The organism is Streptomyces sp. BK79, from assembly GCF_044142145.1.
Lineage (GTDB): Bacteria > Actinomycetota > Actinomycetes > Streptomycetales > Streptomycetaceae > Streptomyces.
The window spans coordinates 15170-31167 of sequence record NZ_JBHVOC010000017.1; the positions used below are offsets into that span (position 1 = coordinate 15170).

The window sequence follows — 15998 nt, forward strand, 5'->3', positions numbered from 1 at the left end:
TAACTACAAGCGTTCACCGAAGGTTGGGGGATCCGCACCATGCTGTTTCTCGTCGCCGCACTCCTGCTCCTCGGCGTGATGCTGGGCACCGTCGCCCACGCGCCGCTCGCCTTCTCCGCCGCCGTCGGCCTCGTGATCGCCGTCTGGCTAGGCGTCTTCGCCGTCCGCGAGCGGCACGGCCGCCGACGGAGCACCTCCGCCCACTGACGCGCGACCCCACGGTCCATCGACGCACGGCAGGGAGAACATCATGCAGCTCACCGCACCGGCCGCCCGCCGGACCGGCATCCGGGACACCGACGGCATGGCCGTCGCCTCGTTCGTCCTCGGCCTGCTCGGTCTGCTCGTCCTCAACGTCTTCCTGGGTCCGATCGCCATCGTCCTGGCGAGCGTCGCCCTGTGGCGCGGCACCGCGCGCCGCGGCCGGGCCCTCCTCGGACTGGGCCTGGGCGTCGCCGACCTGCTGGTCCTGGCGGCCTTCATGTCCGCGGACAACACGATGTCGTGGAGTCTGTGAGCCGCCGCACGCAAGAGACCGGCCTTGACCCGAGGCCCGCGGGAGCCGCCCCGTAGAATCGGCCCCACCATGGCTTACCTCGACCACGCCGCGACCACCCCGATGCTCCCCGAGGCGGTCGAGGCGCTCACCGCGCACCTGAGCGCCACCGGCAACGCCTCCTCCCTCCACGCGTCCGGCCGCCGCGCGCGCCGCGCCGTCGAGGAGGCCCGCGAGGCCCTCGCCGACGCCTTCGGCGCCCGGCCCAGCGAGGTGGTCCTCACCTCCGGCGGCACCGAGGCGGACAACCTCGCCGTCAAGGGCCTGTACTGGGCCCGCCGCGACGCCGACCCGGCCCGCACCCGGGTCCTGGCCAGCCCCGTCGAGCACCACGCGGTCCTCGACGCCGTCCACTGGCTCGGCGAGCACGAGGGCGCGACGGTCGAGTACCTGCCCGTCGACCCGCACGGCCGCGTCCACCCCGAGGCGCTGCGCGAGGCCATCGCCCGCGACCCCGACGACGTCGCCCTCGCCACCGTCATGTGGGCCAACAACGAGGTCGGCACGATCATGCCGGTCCGTGAACTCGCCGACGTGGCGGCCGAGTTCGACGTACCGCTGCACTCCGACGCGGTCCAGGCGATCGGGCAGCTCCCGGTCGACTTCGCCGCCTCCGGGCTCGCCGCGATGACGGTTTCCGGCCACAAGATCGGCGGCCCCTACGGCATCGGCGCGCTCCTCCTCGGCCGCGAGTACACCCCGGTGCCCGTCCTGCACGGCGGCGGTCAGGAGCGCCACGTCCGCTCCGGCACCCTCGACGTGCCCGCCGTGGCCTCCTTCGCGGTCGCCGCGCGCCTCGCCGCGGAGCAGCGCGAGTGGTTCGCCCGCGAGATCGGCGCCCTGCGCGACGACCTGGTCGACGCCGTCCGTACGGCCGTCCCGGACGCGATCCTCGGCGGCGACCCGGCACCGGAGGGCCGCCTCCCGGCCAACGCCCACTTCACCTTCCCGGGCTGCGAGGGCGATTCCCTCCTCCTCCTGCTCGACGCCCAGGGCATCGAGTGCTCCACCGGCTCCGCCTGCACCGCCGGCGTCGCCCAGCCCAGCCACGTCCTGCTGGCCACCGGCACCGACCCCGACCTGGCCCGCGGCACCCTGCGCTTCTCCCTGGGCCACTCCTCCACCGAGGCGGACGTCGAGGCGCTCGCCAAGGCCATCGGCCCGGCGGTGGAACGGGCGCGGGCGGCGGGACTGACGTAGCCGACGTGCGGGACGGGGGTCAGGCGCTCTTCGAGGCGCCGGGGGAGGGGGCGCTCGTCGCCGCCCGCCGCACCAGCTTCATGTACCGGTCCCAGTCCCAGTGCGGCCCCGGATCGGTGTGGTCGGTGCCCGGCACCTCCACATGGCCGATGATGTGCTCGCGGTCCAGGGGTATGTCGTACCGCGCGCAGATCCCCGCCGTCAGCCGCGCGGAGGCGGCGTACATCTCGTCGGTGAGATCCTGCGGGCGGTCCACGAACCCCTCGTGCTCGATGCCGACACTGCGCTCGTTGTAGTCGCGGTTGCCCGCGTGGTAGGCCACGTCCAGCTCGCGGATCATCTGGGTGACGCGGCCGTCCTGCCCCACGATGTAGTGCGTGGCCGCCTTGTGCGCCGGGTCCTGGAACGCCTTCACCGCGCTCGCGAAACTGCCCTGCGTGACATGGACGATCACCATGTCGACGCCGAAGTCGTCGGGCCGGTCGGCACGGCGCCAGTTCTCGTCCGAGGCCGCCACCCAGCGGGCCGCCGCGTAGTCGACCGCGCCCTCCTCGCGGGGCCGCTCCACCCCCGGCGTGCGCCACCACAGGCGCGCCAGCTCGTCGCGCGCCAGCACCGCGGTCCCCACGGCCGCCGCGGTGCCGCCGACGAGCAGTGCCCGCCGGCCGATGCGCCGGTCCCCGTCCTTGGACGCACCGGTGGGTCCGCCGGCGGGACCGCCGGCGGACGAGCTGCTGGATTCGCGCTTCGCCCCCATGCGATCTTCAACGCATACTCGCGCGCTCCGGTTCCCGGCTCCCCGTACCCTGGAAGGGTTATGACTGAGACCCCGCAGCGCACCCGTCCCCTCCGTGTCCTCGCCGCCATGTCGGGCGGCGTCGACTCCGCCGTCGCCGCGGCCCGCGCGGCCGAGGCGGGGCACGACGTGACCGGCGTCCACCTCGCGCTCTCCGCGAACCCGCAGTCCTTCCGCACCGGCGCCCGCGGCTGCTGCACCATCGAGGACTCCCGGGACGCCCGCCGCGCGGCGGACGTCATCGGCATCCCGTTCTACGTGTGGGACCTCGCCGACCGCTTCCGGGAGGACGTGGTCGAGGACTTCGTCGCCGAGTACGAGGCGGGCCGCACCCCGAACCCGTGCCTGCGCTGCAACGAGAAGATCAAGTTCGCCGCGCTGCTCGACAAGGCGCTGGCCCTCGGCTTCGACGCCGTGTGCACCGGCCACTACGCGAAGGTGATCCTGCGCGAGGACGGCACCCGCGAGCTGCACCGCGCCTCCGACATGGCCAAGGACCAGAGCTACGTCCTCGGCGTCCTCGACGACCGCCAGCTCGCCCACGCGCTGTTCCCGCTCGGCGACACCGTCACCACCAAGGACGAGATCCGCGCGGAGGCCGAGCGCCGGGGCCTGGCGGTCGCCAAGAAGCCCGACTCGCACGACATCTGCTTCATCGCCGACGGTGACACCCAGGGCTTCCTGGCGAACCGGCTGGGCAAGGCGGAGGGCGACATCGTCGACGAGGCGGGCAACCGGCTCGGCACCCACGACGGCGCCTACGGCTACACCATCGGCCAGCGCAAGGGCCTCAGGATCGGCACCCCGGCCCCCGACGGCAAGCCCCGCTACGTCCTGGACATCTCCCCGGTGGACAACACGGTCACCGTCGGCCCGGCCCAGGCCCTGGACGTCGACGCCCTGCGCGCCATCAAGCCCCGCTGGTGCGGCGCCGCCCCCACCGGCCCCGGCACCTACACCGCCCAGCTCCGCGCCCACGGCGGCGAGACCGAGGTGCGCGCCGAACTGGTCGACGACGCCCTGGAGGTGTCGTTCGCCGAGCCGGTGCGCGGCGTCGCCCCCGGCCAGGCGATCGTGCTGTACGACGGCACCCGCGTGGTGGGCTCGGCGACGATCGCGTCGACCACGCGCGCGCGGGCGAACGTGGCCTGAGAGGCGGGGGCGCTCCCGCCCCCGGGCTCACCGCGTGAAGAACTCCGCCAGCACCGGCGCCAGCACACCGGGCTCCACCCTGTGCGTCTGACCCTCCAGAGCGCGGTACGTGCCGTGGGGTGCCGCCTCGGCGACCGCCCGGGCCGCCTCGTGCCACCACGCGTCGCTCACCTCGCCCGCCAGGGACAGCAGGGGAGCGGTGACCGAGGCGAGGTCCGCGCGGGGCACCCGGCTGTCGCCCATCACCGCGTCGTCGTACGCCAGACTCGGCGCGAGCGACTCCATCCCGGCCCACATGGGCGACTGGCGTGCGCCCCGGATCATCTCCTCGCCGAGGCCCGCGAGCCGCAGGAACAGCTCCACCGCGTCCCCGTGCCGCCCCTGCCCGAGCGCCGCGGTCAGTCGCTCCCGGTACTCCGCGCCGGCCCGCGCCGCCGCGTCGTCCATGGCGTACGGCACCTCGTACACGGCGACGCGGCGCACCGGCAGCCCGCTCGCCGCCGCCCGGAGCACCAGCGCGCCGCCCGACGAGATCCCGTACAGCGACACCTCGCCGCCCACCGCCTCGATCACCGCCGCCAGGTCCTCGACCTCGCGTTCCACCGCGTAGGGCCCGGTGTCGCCGCTCTCCCCGCGGCCCCTGCGGTCGTACACGGTGACGTCGCACCGGCCGGACAGCCCGGCCGCCAGCGGGGCCATCGTGGCGCCGGTCGACATGGCGCCGCTCACCAGGACCACCGCAGGCCCGTCACCGGAGCGCTCATAGGCGATGTGCGTGCCGTCGCGCGAAAGAGTCTGCGTCTCCATGCCTGTGCAGACTGCCCTACGGCGGGCAGATCATCGCTCAGGACACCTCCGCGTCGTAGAAGCACAGGTGGTCCTTGATCCCGGCCACCTCCGGCTTCGGGTCCGGGTAGGCCCACACGAGGTCCGCAGCCTGGGGCAGCGACCAGTAGGAGGCGTCGCCCTTGAAGGGGCAGTGGGTGGTCGTGGCGGACGGCGTCAGCAGGTCGAGCCGTACGTCCTCGGGCGGGATGTAGTACCGGTCGGGGCAGCCCGTCTCGTGGAGCACCAGCGCGGCGTCGCTCTCCGCCAGCACCTGGCCGCCGTGCACCACGCGCACGTGCCGGTCGCTCGGTTCGACGGTGATGCGGTGTCCCTTGAGTCCCTTGGTCACGGTCGTCCTCCTGGTGGCAGTGGCCTCCGTCACTACAGCGTGCCAGGGGGCCGGGTTCTTCCCCCGCGGGGCGAGTCGTACGGTGGAGGCCATGAACATCTGCGTCTTCCTCTCCGCCGCCGACCTCGACGAGCGCTACACGCGCCCCGCGCGGGAGTTCGCCGAACTGCTCGGCAAGGGCGGTCACACCCTCGTCTGGGGCGGCTCCGACGTCGGCCTGATGAAGGTGGTCGCCGACGGCGTGCAGGAGGCCGGGGGACGGCTGCTGGGGGTCTCGGTGGACTTCCTGGCCGCCAAGGCGCGCGCGGGCGCCGACGAGATGGTGATCGCGCGGGACCTCGCCGAGCGCAAGCGGCTGCTGCTGGAGAAGGCCGACGCCGTGGTGATCATGGTGGGCGGCACCGGCACGCTGGACGAGGCGACGGAGATCCTGGAGCTGAAGAAGCACGGGCACACCGACAAGCCCGTCGTCCTGCTCAACACGGCCGGCTTCTACGACGGCCTCAAGGAGCAGTTCCGCCGCATGGAGGACGAGGGCTTCCTGCCCCGCCCCCTGACCGAGCTGGTGTTCTTCGCCGAGGAGCCGGTCGGCGCGCTCGCCTACCTGGAGGAGAGCCAGGGCATCGAGTGAGGCGCCGGTGATGCGAGCATGGCGGGCATGGCTACACATGTGATCACCGGAGCGGGCTCCGGCATCGGCGCGGCCGTCACCCGCCGCCTGCACGAGCGCGGCGACCAGGTCGTGCTGCACGCGCGCGACGCGGGCCGGGCGAAGGAACTGGCGGCCGCGTACCCCGGCGCCAGGACGCTGGTCGGCGACCTGGCGGACCCGGAGAAGCTCTCCTGGGCGTTCTCCCACCAGACGCTGCCCGACCGCGTGGACTCGCTGCTGCACATCGCGGGCGTCGTCGACCTCGGCGCGGTCGGCGACCTCACCCCGAAGACCTGGCGCCACCAGCTGGGCGTCAACCTGGTCGCCCCCGCCGAGCTGACCCGCCTCTTCCTGCCCCAGCTGCGCGTGGCCCAGGGCCACGTGGTGTTCGTCAACTCCGGTTCCGGCCTCAACGCCCACGCCGGCTGGTCCGCGTACGCCGCCTCCAAGCACGGCCTCAAGGCCCTGGCGGACTCCCTGCGCCACGAGGAGCACGCGAACGGCGTCCGGGTCACCTCCGTCTACCCCGGCCGTACCGCCAGCCCCATGCAGGCCAAGGTCCACCAGCAGGAGGGCAAGGACTACGACCCCGCGCGGTGGATCGACCCCGAGTCCGTGGCCACCACCGTCCTCATGGCCCTGGACCTGCCCAGGGACGCGGAGGTCAACGACCTGACGGTGCGCCCGGGCCGGTGAGGCTCCGAAGGGCAGGGTGGCGGGGCGGGGGCGGAACCCATCGCCGGCCACCCTGCGTACCCTTCCCCCTGTGAACGACGACTCCCGCTTCGGCCCCGCCACCGGCATCGGCTCCCTGCCGGGCCAGGACGCCCGCGAGGCCGCGAAGACCAGCACCGGCGCCTTCGAGGACTTCCCCTTCCTCGCCGAACTGCCCGCCCGCGGTCCGGGCGCCGACATGATCGGCCGCACCGCCGGCATGCTCGTCGAGCTGTACGCGCGCGTGGAGCCCAGCGGCTGGCGGCTCGGCGACCGGCCCGGCCGGGACACCAAACGGGCCCGGTCCTGGCTGGGGGAGGACCTCGACGCCCTGGAGGAGTTCACGCAGGGCTACGAGGGACCGCTGAAGGTGCAGGCCGTCGGCCCCTGGACGCTCGCCGCCGCCCTGGAACTCCGTAACGGTGAGGCGGTCCTCTCCGACGCCGGCGCCTGCCGCGACCTGGCCGCCTCGCTCGCCGAGGGCCTGCGCCTGCACCTGTCCGAGGTGCGGCGCCGCGTGCCCGGCGCCCGACTCGTGCTCCAGCTCGACGAGCCGTCCCTCACCGCCGTCCTGCGCGGCCAGGTGCGCAGCGCGAGCGGCTACCGCACCCACCGGGCCGTCGACCGCCAGGTCGTCGAGGGCGCGCTGCGCGACACCGCCGCCGTGCACGACGGCGGCGACGTCGTGGTCCACTCCTGCGCTCCGGACGTGCCGTTCGCCCTGCTGCGCCGCGCGGGCGTCGCGGGCGTCTCCTTCGACTTCTCGCTCCTCACCGAGCGTGACGACGAGGCGATCGGCGAGGCCGTCGAGGGCGGTACCCGGCTGTTCGCCGGTGTCGTCCCGGGCACGGACACCGCATTGTCAGACCCTGCCGGTAGCGTCATGGGTGTCAGGACGCTGTGGCGCAGGCTGGGGCTGCATCCGGGGCTTCTCGCGGAGGCGGTGACCCTCACTCCGTCGTGCGGACTCGCGGGCGCGTCCCCCGAGTACGCCCGCCGGGCCCTCGCCCACTGCGTCCGGGCGGCGAGATCCCTCGCGGACAACCCAGAGTAACGGGAGGACGACACGGTGGCCGGCGACAAGCAGGCGGAGACGACGAGCGTGCCCGCCGAGGCGCGCGAGAAGCACGTGCAGCTCGCTGAGCAGATCGAGGAGCACCGCTTCCGGTACTACGTGAAGGACGCCCCCGTCGTCAGCGACGCGGACTTCGACCGGCTGCTGCGTTCCCTGGAGGAGCTGGAGGAGGAGTACCCGGAGCTGCGCACCCCGGACTCCCCGACCCAGAAGGTCGCGGGCTCCTACGAGACGGAGTTCACGGCGGTCGAGCACCGCTCCCGCATGCTCTCCCTCGACAACACCTTCAACGACGAGGAGATGGCCGCCTGGACCGAGCGCATCGCGAGGGAGCTGGGCGAGCAGGAGTACCACTTCCTGTGCGAGCTGAAGGTCGACGGACTCGCCGTCAACCTCACCTACGAGCGCGGCCGGCTCGTCCGCGCCGCCACCCGCGGCGACGGCCGCACCGGCGAGGACATCACCCCCAACGTCCGCACCATCGCCGAGATCCCCGAGCGCCTCAAGGGCGACGAGGTGCCCGACCTCGTGGAGATCCGCGGCGAGGTCTACTTCCCGATGGAGAAGTTCCAGGAGCTCAACACCCGGTTGAACGAGGCGGGGGACAAGCCCTTCGCCAACCCGCGCAACGCGGCGGCCGGTTCGCTGCGCCAGAAGGACCCGCGCGTCACCGCCACCCGCCCGCTGCACATGGTGGTCCACGGCATCGGCGTCCTGGAGGGCTTCAAGGGCATGACCCGCCTCTCCCAGGCCTACGACCTGCTGAAGACCTGGGGCCTGCCCACCTCCCCGCACAACAGGGTCGTCGACGGCCTCGACGGCGTACGCGAGTTCATCGCGTACTACGGCGAGAACCGCCACTCCGTGGCCCACGAGATCGACGGCGTCGTCGTCAAGCTTGACGAGATCCGCCTCCAGGGCCGGCTCGGCTCCACGGCCCGCGCGCCGCGCTGGGCCATCGCCTACAAGTACGCGCCGGAGGAGGTCAACACCAAGCTCGTCGACATCAAGGTGGGCGTCGGCCGCACCGGCCGCGTCACGCCGTACGCGCAGGTCGAGCCGGTCACGGTGGCCGGCAGCGAGGTGGAGTTCGCCACCCTGCACAACCAGGCGGTCGTCAAGGCCAAGGGCGTGCTCATCGGCGACACCGTGGTGCTGCGCAAGGCCGGTGACGTCATCCCGGAGATCCTCGGGCCCGTCGCCGACCTGCGCGACGGCAGCGAGCGGGAGTTCGTGATGCCCGCCGAGTGCCCCGAGTGCGAGACGCCGCTGAAGGCCATGAAGGAGGGCGACATCGACCTCCGCTGCCCCAACGCCCGTACGTGCCCGGCCCAGTTGCGCGAGCGCGTCTCCTACCTGGCCGGCCGGGAATGCCTGGACATCGAGCACTTCGGCGGTGTCGTGGCGGCCGCGCTGACCGGCCCGCTGGAGCCGTCCGACCCGCCGCTGGTCGACGAGGGCGACCTCTTCGACCTCACCGTCGAGAAGCTGCTGCCCATCAAGGCGTACGTCCTGGACCCGGACAGCGGGCTGCCCAAGCGCGACCCCAAGACGGGCGAGGAGAAGATCGTCACGGTCTTCGCCAACAAGGAGGGCGAGCCGAAGAAGAACACCCTGGCGCTGCTCAAGCACATCGAGGAGGCCAAGACCCGCCCGCTGGCCCGCTTCATCAACGGCCTGTCCATCCGGTATGTGGGACCCGTCGCCGCCCAGGCACTCGCCCGGGAGTTCCGCTCCCTCGACCGGATCGAACAGGCCACCCAGGAGGAGTTGGCGCTCGCGGACGGCGTGGGCGACACCATCGCCGCCGCCGTCAAGGAGTGGTTCGCCGAGGAGTGGCACCGCGAGATCGTCCGGAAGTGGAAGGCGGCCGGAGTTCCGCTGGAGGACAGCTCGACGGGCGAGGACGAGGGCCCGCGCCCGCTCGAAGGGCTCACCGTCGTCGTCACCGGCACCCTGGAGAACTTCACCCGCGACGGGGCCAAGGAGTCCCTCCAGACCCGGGGCGCGAAGGTGACCGGATCGGTCTCCAAGAAGACGTCGTTCGTCGTGGTCGGTGACAATCCGGGGTCCAAGTACGACAAGGCGATGCAGCTGAAGGTGCCGGTTCTGAACGAGGACGGTTTCACCGTCCTGCTCGAACAGGGACCCGAGGCGGCGGCCGACGTCGCGCTTTCGGCCGAGGAATAGCGGTTGAAGGCCACCCGATCGGCGCATACCAGATGCATACGGGTGGCCGGGTCGCATTCGGGCAACCGTCGACGACCGGTGCCCCTGGAAGCCCTCCGCGGCCTACTGTTGAGAGGTGCGCCTGCCGTGCCCAGCTGCGGTCGGGGCATCCTCCTGCTCCCGAGGGTCAGGGGGAAGGGGTCTTTGACGCGGAGCCGTTGAGGGTGGTCGAGGCGGGGGCCGCGTGGCGTGGGCACCGCCGGCTGTGAGAGGGACGGGAATGGAACCGACCGAGAGCGCCGCCGCGGGCTCACGGCTGCGCCTGCGTCGCATGGCGGGCGCGGGACACGTGAACCGGTGGCTCGGCCAGCGCGGTGGTGGCGCACCGCACCCCGCGGCGGGCGCCCGCGATTCCGCGCCGCCCGGCGCCGGCCACGCCTCCTCGCTGTCCGGCACCGGCAATGGCGCCGGCACCGGCACCGGCAATGCCACCGGTACGGACGCCGACGGCGAACGGCACCTGGCCTGGCCCGCGTTGCCCTCGGCGATCATCGCCGGCGCCGCCTTCGTCCTGGGCGCCGGCTTCTACCGGGCGTTCACCCACGGCCACGCCCTCTTCCCGGCCGGCACCGCCGGCTGGTCCCTGGCCGTGCTGACCGGCATCGTCGTCGGGCACCTGGTGATGCTCGGCCGCTCCCGCTGGTGGGGCGGCACCGGCTCCGGCGCCGCCCTCACCCTCGCCGTCCTGCTGCTCTACGGCTGGGTTCCGGCCGGCATGGTCAGCCTCACCGTCGTCGTCCTGGTCGGCATAGCCCGGCGGGGCCGCTGGCGGCAGGGCGTGCTGCACGGCGCGGTGGACATCCTCGGCATCGCCGCGGGCGCCCTGCTGCTGAGCGTCTGCGGCTCCCGGCCGTCCGTGGAGGCCCCGTGGGACCCCCACACCTGGGACCTGTCCGCGGCGCCCAAGGTGGCGCTCGTCGCCGTCGCCTACCTCGCCGTCACCCGCGCCCTGCTGTGGTACCTCCAGACACCGCGCCCCGGCCTGCCCACGGTCGCCCGCACCGCCCTGGTCAGACACGGCCTGCTCGCCGTCGCGCTGCTCGGCATCGCCCCGCTGGTCTGCGTGGTCGCCGTCGCCAAGCCGCTGCTGCTGCCGCTGTTCTCCATCCCGCTGATCGCCCTCGACTCCACCCTGTGGATCGCCCGCGCCCGCGCCGAGGAGCAGCTGCGCGACCCGCTCACCGGGCTGCCCAACCGGCAGTGGCTGCTCGAGCGGACCTGGACCGCGCTGGACGACGCCGAACGCATCGGCGCCCGCGCCGCCCTGATGCTGATCGACCTCGACCGCTTCCGGTCGGTCAACGACACGCTCGGGCACCTGGCCGGCGACCGGCTGCTGCTCCAGACCGCCGACCGGCTGCGGCAGGCCCTGCCGCGCGGTGCGGAGGCCGCGCGGCTCGGCGGCGACGAGTTCGCCGTCTTACTGCCCGTCGCCGACTCCACGACGTCGGCGACCCGCATCGCCCGGGGGCTCGTCGGCGCGCTCGGTTCCCCGATGGACCTCGACGGGCTCACCCTCGTCCTGGAGGCCAGCGCCGGGGTCGCCGTCTTCCCGGACCACGCGCTGGACGCCGAAGGGCTGCTGCGCCGCGCCGACGTGGCGATGTACCAGGCGAAGCGGGACCGCACCGGCGTGGAGGTCTACGAGTCCAAGCGGGACTCCAACACCCCCGACCGGCTGGGTCTGCTGGGCGACCTGCGCCGCGCCCTGGACGCCCACGAGGTCCAGCTCCACTACCAGCCCAAGGTCCGCTTCGACGGCCACGTCGCGGGCCTGGAGGCCCTGGTCCGCTGGGTGCACCCGGAGCGCGGCAAGGTGCCGCCGGACGAGTTCATAGCGATCGCCGAGTCGTCGGGGCTGATGCCCCACCTCACCGAGTACGTGCTGGAGACGGCGCTCGAACAGGTCGCCCACTGGCGTTCCCAGGGGCTGTTCGTGCCGGTCGCGGTCAACGTCTCCCCGCGCGACGTGCACACCCCCGGCTTCGCGGGCGCCGTCGCCGCCCGGCTGGCCCGGCACGGTGTCCCCGCGGGAGCGCTCCAGCTGGAGATCACCGAGCACGTCCTGCTGGAGGACCCGCAGCGCGCCGCCGACACGCTCAACGCCCTGACCGGACACGGCGTCAAGATGTCCCTGGACGACTTCGGGACCGGCTACTCCTCCCTCGTCCACCTGCGCCGGCTCCCGGTCAGCGAACTCAAGATCGACCGCTCGTTCGTGGCCCGGCTGGCCGTCGACACCGAGGACGCCGAGATCGTGCGCTGCACCGTCGACCTCGCGCACTCGCTCGGTCTCCTGGTCGTCGCCGAGGGCGTCGAGGACGACGAGACCTGGGAACGCCTGCGGGACCTGGGCTGCGACGCCGTACAGGGCTGGCTGGTCGCGGCCGCGATGCCGCCGGAGGAGACCACCGCGTGGCTGCTGGCCCGCGGCGCCCGGGGCTGGCAGCGTCCGGCCGCCGCGCTCCCGGCGGCCGCCGCGGACGACCCGGGCCGGGTGGGCTAGAGGGCCGAGCCGGGTGGGCCGGAGGGCCGAGCCGGGTGGGCCGGGGGCCCCGTCGGGCTCCTGTCCGGGCCGGGCCGCCCGTGCCCCTCCGCGGGGCGCCGACCGGTCTCACCGGGTGGCCCGGGGGAAACCGTTTCACGGGCACGGGGCGCCGCCCCATAGGATTGGCCCCAAACCGATTGGCCCATACCGCACACACTCACCCCAGAGGAACGCTGCATGCCTGGCATCACGCGCGAGGAGGTCGCCCACCTCGCCCGGCTGGCGCGTCTGGAGCTGAAGCCCGAAGAGCTCGAGCACTTCGCGGGACAGCTGGACGACATCATCGGCGCGGTCGCCCGCGTCAGCGAGGTCGCCGACCAAGACGTACCGCCGACCTCGCACCCGCTCCCGCTGACGAACGTCATGCGGCCGGACGAGGTCCGTCCGTCGCTCACGCCCGAGCAGGCGCTCTCCGGCGCCCCGGCCCAGGAGCAGCAGCGTTTCAAGGTGCCGCAGATCCTGGGGGAGGAGTAACCCGCCATGAGCGATCCCATCATCAAGCTCACCGCGGCCGAGATCGCCGCGAAGATCGCCTCCGGCGAGCTGACCGCGGTCGAGGTCACCGAGGCGCACCTGGCCCGCATCGAGGCCGTCGACGAGAAGGTCCACGCCTTCCTGCACGTCGACCGCGAGGGCGCCCTCGCGCAGGCCCGCGCCGTCGACGAGAAGCGCGAGCGCGGCGAGGAGCTCGGCCCGCTGGCCGGCGTCCCGCTCGCGCTCAAGGACATCTTCACCACCGAGGGTGTGCCGACCACCGTCGGCTCCAAGATCCTCGAGGGCTGGATCCCGCCGTACGACGCGACGGTCACCAAGCGGCTCAAGGCCGCCGACGTGGTCATCCTCGGCAAGACCAACATGGACGAGTTCGCCATGGGGTCCTCGACGGAGAACAGCGCCTACGGCCCGACCGGCAACCCCTGGGACCTCACCAGGATCCCCGGCGGCTCCGGCGGCGGTTCCTCCGCGGCCCTCGCCTCCTTCGAGGCCCCGCTCGCCATCGGCACCGACACCGGCGGCTCCATCCGCCAGCCCGCGGCCGTCACCGGCACGGTCGGCGTCAAGCCGACGTACGGCGGCGTCTCCCGCTACGGCATGGTGGCGTTCTCCTCCTCCCTCGACCAGGGCGGCCCCTGCGCCCGCACGGTCCTGGACGCGGCCCTGCTGCACGAGGTGATCGCCGGGCACGACCCGATGGACTCCACCTCCGTCGACGCCCCGGTCCCCGCCGTCGTCGAGGCCGCCCGCAACGGCAGCGTCGCGGGCATGCGCGTCGGCGTCGTCAAGCAGTTCCGCGGCGAGGGCTACCAGGCCGGCGTCATCCAGCGCTTCGACGAGTCCGTCGAGCTGCTGAGGGAGCTGGGCGCCGAGATCGTCGAGCTGGACTGCCCGTCCTTCGACCTCGCGCTCTCCGCGTACTACCTGATCGCCCCCTCGGAGTGCTCCTCCAACCTCGCCCGCTTCGACGGCCTGCGCTACGGCGCGCGCGTCGGCGACGACGGCACGCACTCCGCCGAGGAGGTCACCTCCCTGACCCGCGAGGCCGGCTTCGGCCCCGAGGTCAAGCGCCGCATCATGCTCGGCACGTACGCCCTCAGCTCGGGCTACTACGACGCGTACTACGGCAGCGCCCAGAAGGTCCGCACCCTCATCAAGCAGGAGTTCGAGCGGGCCTTCGAGCAGGTCGACGTGATCGTCTCCCCGACGACCCCGACCACCGCCTTCCCGATCGGCGAGCGCGCCGACGACCCGATGGCGATGTACCTGGCCGACCTGTGCACCATCCCCACCAACCTGGCGGGCAACGCGGCCATGTCGCTGCCCTGCGGCCTCGCCCCCGAGGACGGCCTGCCGGTGGGTCTGCAGATCATCGCCCCCGCCATGAAGGACGACCGGCTGTACAAGGTCGGCGCCGCCGTCGAGGCCGCCTTCGTGGAAAAGTGGGGCCACCCGCTGATCGAGGAGGCTCCGTCGCTGTGAGTGCACTGACCAAGGCCAAGGGCTTCAAGAAGTCCCGGTCCGGCCTGTACGTCTCGATGGCCACGTCGGCGTTCGGCGCCGTCGGGGTCTACAAGCAGATCAAGAAGGCCCGGAGCGACAGCGACACCCTGCGGCTGCTCGACGCCGTCGTGACGGGCGCCGCGGTCGTCACCAACCTCGCCATCCTGTACCGCGAGCTGAAGCGTCTCGGCGACGACGACGTCCTGCTGGGCTGAGAGGGAAGTTTCACCGTGACCACCACGACCGACCTGGTGTCGTACGAGGACGCACTCGCGTCGTACGACCCCGTCATGGGCCTCGAGGTCCATGTCGAACTCGGCACCAGGACCAAGATGTTCTGCGGCTGCTCGACCGCGCTCGGCGCCGACCCGAACACCCAGACCTGCCCCGTCTGCCTCGGCATGCCCGGCGCGCTCCCGGTCGTCAACGCGACCGGGGTCGAGTCGGCGATCCGGATCGGCCTCGCGCTGAACTGCGAGATCGCCGAATGGTGCCGCTTCGCCCGGAAGAACTACTTCTATCCGGACATGCCGAAGAACTTCCAGACCTCCCAGTACGACGAGCCCATCGCCTTCGACGGCTACCTCGACGTGCAGCTGGAGGACGGCGAGACCTTCCGCGTCCAGATCGAGCGCGCCCACATGGAGGAGGACACCGGCAAGTCGACCCACGTCGGCGGCGCGACGGGCCGCATCCACGGCGCCTCGCACTCCCTCCTCGACTACAACCGCGCCGGCATCCCGCTCATCGAGATCGTCACCAAGCCGATCGAGGGAGCGGGCGAGCGCGCCCCCGAGGTAGCCCGCGCCTACGTCCGTGAGCTGCGCGAACTCATCCGTGCCCTCGGTGTCTCCGAGGCCCGCATGGAGATGGGCCAGATGCGCTGCGACGTGAACCTGTCGCTGCGCCCGCACGGCCAGGAGAAGTTCGGCACCCGCTCGGAGACGAAGAACGTCAACTCGCTGCGGTCCGTGGAGCGCGCGGCCCGTTTCGAGATCCAGCGCCACGCGGCGGTGCTGAGCGGCGGCGGCACGATCGTCCAGGAGACCCGCCACTTCCACGAGGACACGGGGTCCACGACCTCGGGCCGCGTGAAGGAGGAGGCGGAGGACTACCGGTACTTCCCGGAGCCCGACCTGGTGCCGGTCGCCCCGTCCCGCGAGTGGGTCGAGGAGATCCGTGCCACCCTGCCCGAGCTGCCGCTGGCGCGCCGCAACCGACTCCGCGAGGAGTGGGGCGTCTCCGGCACCGACATGCAGTCGATCCTCAACGCCGGCGCGCTGGACCCGATCGTCGCCACCATCGACGCCGGGGCCGACGCCGCCTCCGCCCGCAAGTGGTGGATGGGCGAGCTGGCCCGCAGCGCCAACGAGTCCGGCAAGGCGCTGGACGAGCTGGCGATCACGCCGGCGCAGGTCGCCCGGGTCGCCGAGCTGGTCACCAAGGGCGACCTGAACGACAAGCTGGCCCGCCAGGTCATCCTGGGCGTCCTCGCCGGTGAGGGCACGCCGGACGAGGTCGTCGACAAGCGCGGCCTGAAGGTCGTCTCCGACGAGGGCGCGCTCACCACCGCCGTCGACGAGGCCATCGCCGGCAACCCGGGCGTCGCCGACAAGATCCGCGGCGGCAAGGTGGCCGCGGCCGGTGCCCTGGTCGGCGCCGTCATGAAGGCGACCCGGGGCCAGGCGGACGCGGCCCGCGTCAAGGAGCTGATCCTTCAGAGGCTGGGCGTGACCGAAGGCTGACCACCGCCGCTTCGCCGTACCGACGGCCCCGGGGAACGCGTCATCACGACGGGTTCCCCGGGGCCGTTGTTGTGAATAAGCCCACGAAGTCCGCAAACGATCATTTCCGCCTGCAAGAGTGACATTCGCATTGCTCATGCGTTCTTTGCGGGCCGT

Annotated in this window: 16 protein-coding genes; 13 read left to right on the plus strand and 3 right to left on the minus strand. The window is 72.7% G+C overall.

Annotation, left to right across the window (positions count from 1 at the left end; translation table 11 throughout):
• Nucleotides 1-39: 39 nt before the first annotated feature.
• From ACFIF2_RS21750 to ACFIF2_RS21760, 3 genes are all read left to right on the plus strand, one after another.
• Nucleotides 40-207, plus strand: a complete 168-nt coding sequence (locus ACFIF2_RS21750; protein ID WP_395574872.1) for a hypothetical protein — start codon at nucleotides 40-42, stop codon at nucleotides 205-207.
• Nucleotides 208-250: 43 nt separating this feature from the next.
• Complete coding sequence (locus ACFIF2_RS21755; RefSeq protein WP_395574873.1) at nucleotides 251-517, plus strand: DUF4190 domain-containing protein; 267 nt, start codon at nucleotides 251-253, stop codon at nucleotides 515-517.
• Between the two features lie 69 nt (nucleotides 518-586).
• Complete coding sequence (locus tag ACFIF2_RS21760) at nucleotides 587-1756, plus strand: cysteine desulfurase family protein (protein ID WP_395574874.1); 1170 nt, start codon at nucleotides 587-589, stop codon at nucleotides 1754-1756.
• Nucleotides 1757-1775: 19 nt separating this feature from the next.
• Here ACFIF2_RS21760 and ACFIF2_RS21765 read toward each other — a convergent pair whose 3' ends face one another.
• A complete protein-coding gene (locus ACFIF2_RS21765; RefSeq protein ID WP_395574875.1) occupies nucleotides 1776-2513 on the minus strand; it encodes an N-acetylmuramoyl-L-alanine amidase in 738 nt (245 codons plus the stop codon).
• Between the two features lie 60 nt (nucleotides 2514-2573).
• Here ACFIF2_RS21765 and mnmA point away from each other — a divergent pair, with 60 nt between their 5' ends.
• Nucleotides 2574-3704 carry a tRNA 2-thiouridine(34) synthase MnmA gene (gene mnmA, locus ACFIF2_RS21770; RefSeq protein WP_395574876.1) on the plus strand — a complete coding sequence of 377 codons (1131 nt, stop codon included), beginning with the start codon at nucleotides 2574-2576 and terminating at the stop codon, nucleotides 3702-3704.
• Between the two features lie 27 nt (nucleotides 3705-3731).
• On the opposite strand, the gene ACFIF2_RS21775 is transcribed toward mnmA, so the two are convergent.
• Entirely contained in the window at nucleotides 3732-4511 is a 780-nt protein-coding gene (locus tag ACFIF2_RS21775; protein ID WP_395574877.1) for an alpha/beta fold hydrolase, read from the minus strand.
• A 37-nt stretch (nucleotides 4512-4548) separates the two neighbouring features.
• Nucleotides 4549-4881, minus strand: a complete 333-nt coding sequence (locus ACFIF2_RS21780) for a DUF427 domain-containing protein (RefSeq protein WP_395574878.1) — start codon at nucleotides 4879-4881, stop codon at nucleotides 4549-4551.
• A 91-nt stretch (nucleotides 4882-4972) separates the two neighbouring features.
• On the opposite strand from ACFIF2_RS21780, the gene ACFIF2_RS21785 reads away from it, so the two are divergent.
• The 9 genes from ACFIF2_RS21785 to gatB all read left to right on the plus strand — a co-directional run bounded on the left by ACFIF2_RS21785 (nucleotide 4973) and on the right by gatB (nucleotide 15842).
• On the plus strand, nucleotides 4973-5512 hold the full coding sequence (locus tag ACFIF2_RS21785; RefSeq protein ID WP_395574879.1) for a TIGR00730 family Rossman fold protein: 540 nt from the start codon (nucleotides 4973-4975) through the stop codon (nucleotides 5510-5512).
• 27 nt (nucleotides 5513-5539) lie between these two features.
• Complete coding sequence (locus ACFIF2_RS21790; RefSeq protein ID WP_395574880.1) at nucleotides 5540-6229, plus strand: SDR family oxidoreductase; 690 nt, start codon at nucleotides 5540-5542, stop codon at nucleotides 6227-6229.
• A gap of 70 nt (nucleotides 6230-6299) precedes the next feature.
• The gene (locus tag ACFIF2_RS21795; RefSeq protein ID WP_395574881.1) at nucleotides 6300-7301 is read left to right on the plus strand and encodes a methionine synthase; all 1002 of its coding nucleotides are present in this window, start codon (nucleotides 6300-6302) and stop codon (nucleotides 7299-7301) included.
• 15 nt (nucleotides 7302-7316) lie between these two features.
• Complete coding sequence (gene ligA / locus ACFIF2_RS21800; protein WP_395574882.1) at nucleotides 7317-9512, plus strand: NAD-dependent DNA ligase LigA; 2196 nt, start codon at nucleotides 7317-7319, stop codon at nucleotides 9510-9512.
• Nucleotides 9513-9771: 259 nt separating this feature from the next.
• Nucleotides 9772-12057: a putative bifunctional diguanylate cyclase/phosphodiesterase gene (locus ACFIF2_RS21805; RefSeq protein ID WP_395574883.1), complete on the plus strand. Its 2286-nt coding sequence runs from the start codon at nucleotides 9772-9774 to the stop codon at nucleotides 12055-12057.
• A gap of 219 nt (nucleotides 12058-12276) precedes the next feature.
• Nucleotides 12277-12573: an Asp-tRNA(Asn)/Glu-tRNA(Gln) amidotransferase subunit GatC gene (gene gatC, locus ACFIF2_RS21810; RefSeq protein WP_003973500.1), complete on the plus strand. Its 297-nt coding sequence runs from the start codon at nucleotides 12277-12279 to the stop codon at nucleotides 12571-12573.
• Between the two features lie 6 nt (nucleotides 12574-12579).
• Nucleotides 12580-14076, plus strand: coding sequence for an Asp-tRNA(Asn)/Glu-tRNA(Gln) amidotransferase subunit GatA (gene gatA, locus ACFIF2_RS21815; protein ID WP_395574884.1), 1497 nt, complete (start codon nucleotides 12580-12582; stop codon nucleotides 14074-14076).
• Nucleotides 14073-14312, plus strand: a complete 240-nt coding sequence (locus ACFIF2_RS21820; protein ID WP_395574885.1) for a hypothetical protein — start codon at nucleotides 14073-14075, stop codon at nucleotides 14310-14312. Before gatA ends, ACFIF2_RS21820 begins: the two co-directional genes overlap by 4 nt.
• A gap of 15 nt (nucleotides 14313-14327) precedes the next feature.
• The gene (gatB, locus tag ACFIF2_RS21825) at nucleotides 14328-15842 is read left to right on the plus strand and encodes an Asp-tRNA(Asn)/Glu-tRNA(Gln) amidotransferase subunit GatB (protein WP_395574886.1); all 1515 of its coding nucleotides are present in this window, start codon (nucleotides 14328-14330) and stop codon (nucleotides 15840-15842) included.
• Nucleotides 15843-15998 lie beyond the last annotated feature (156 nt).

What these genes read in the sequence shown, in the direction of transcription:
- ACFIF2_RS21750 (WP_395574872.1), top strand. Translation starts at nt 40, where the DNA reads ATGCTGTTTCTCGTCGCCGCACTCCTGCTCCTCGGCGTGATGCTGGGC.
- ACFIF2_RS21755 (WP_395574873.1), top strand. Translation starts at nt 251, where the DNA reads ATGCAGCTCACCGCACCGGCCGCCCGCCGGACCGGCATCCGGGACACC.
- ACFIF2_RS21760 (WP_395574874.1), top strand. Translation starts at nt 587, where the DNA reads ATGGCTTACCTCGACCACGCCGCGACCACCCCGATGCTCCCCGAGGCG.
- ACFIF2_RS21765 (WP_395574875.1), bottom strand. Translation starts at nt 2,513, where the DNA reads ATGGGGGCGAAGCGCGAATCCAGCAGCTCGTCCGCCGGCGGTCCCGCC.
- mnmA (WP_395574876.1), top strand. Translation starts at nt 2,574, where the DNA reads ATGACTGAGACCCCGCAGCGCACCCGTCCCCTCCGTGTCCTCGCCGCC.
- ACFIF2_RS21775 (WP_395574877.1), bottom strand. Translation starts at nt 4,511, where the DNA reads ATGGAGACGCAGACTCTTTCGCGCGACGGCACGCACATCGCCTATGAG.
- ACFIF2_RS21785 (WP_395574879.1), top strand. Translation starts at nt 4,973, where the DNA reads ATGAACATCTGCGTCTTCCTCTCCGCCGCCGACCTCGACGAGCGCTAC.
- ACFIF2_RS21790 (WP_395574880.1), top strand. Translation starts at nt 5,540, where the DNA reads ATGGCTACACATGTGATCACCGGAGCGGGCTCCGGCATCGGCGCGGCC.
- ACFIF2_RS21805 (WP_395574883.1), top strand. Translation starts at nt 9,772, where the DNA reads ATGGAACCGACCGAGAGCGCCGCCGCGGGCTCACGGCTGCGCCTGCGT.
- gatC (WP_003973500.1), top strand. Translation starts at nt 12,277, where the DNA reads ATGCCTGGCATCACGCGCGAGGAGGTCGCCCACCTCGCCCGGCTGGCG.
- gatA (WP_395574884.1), top strand. Translation starts at nt 12,580, where the DNA reads ATGAGCGATCCCATCATCAAGCTCACCGCGGCCGAGATCGCCGCGAAG.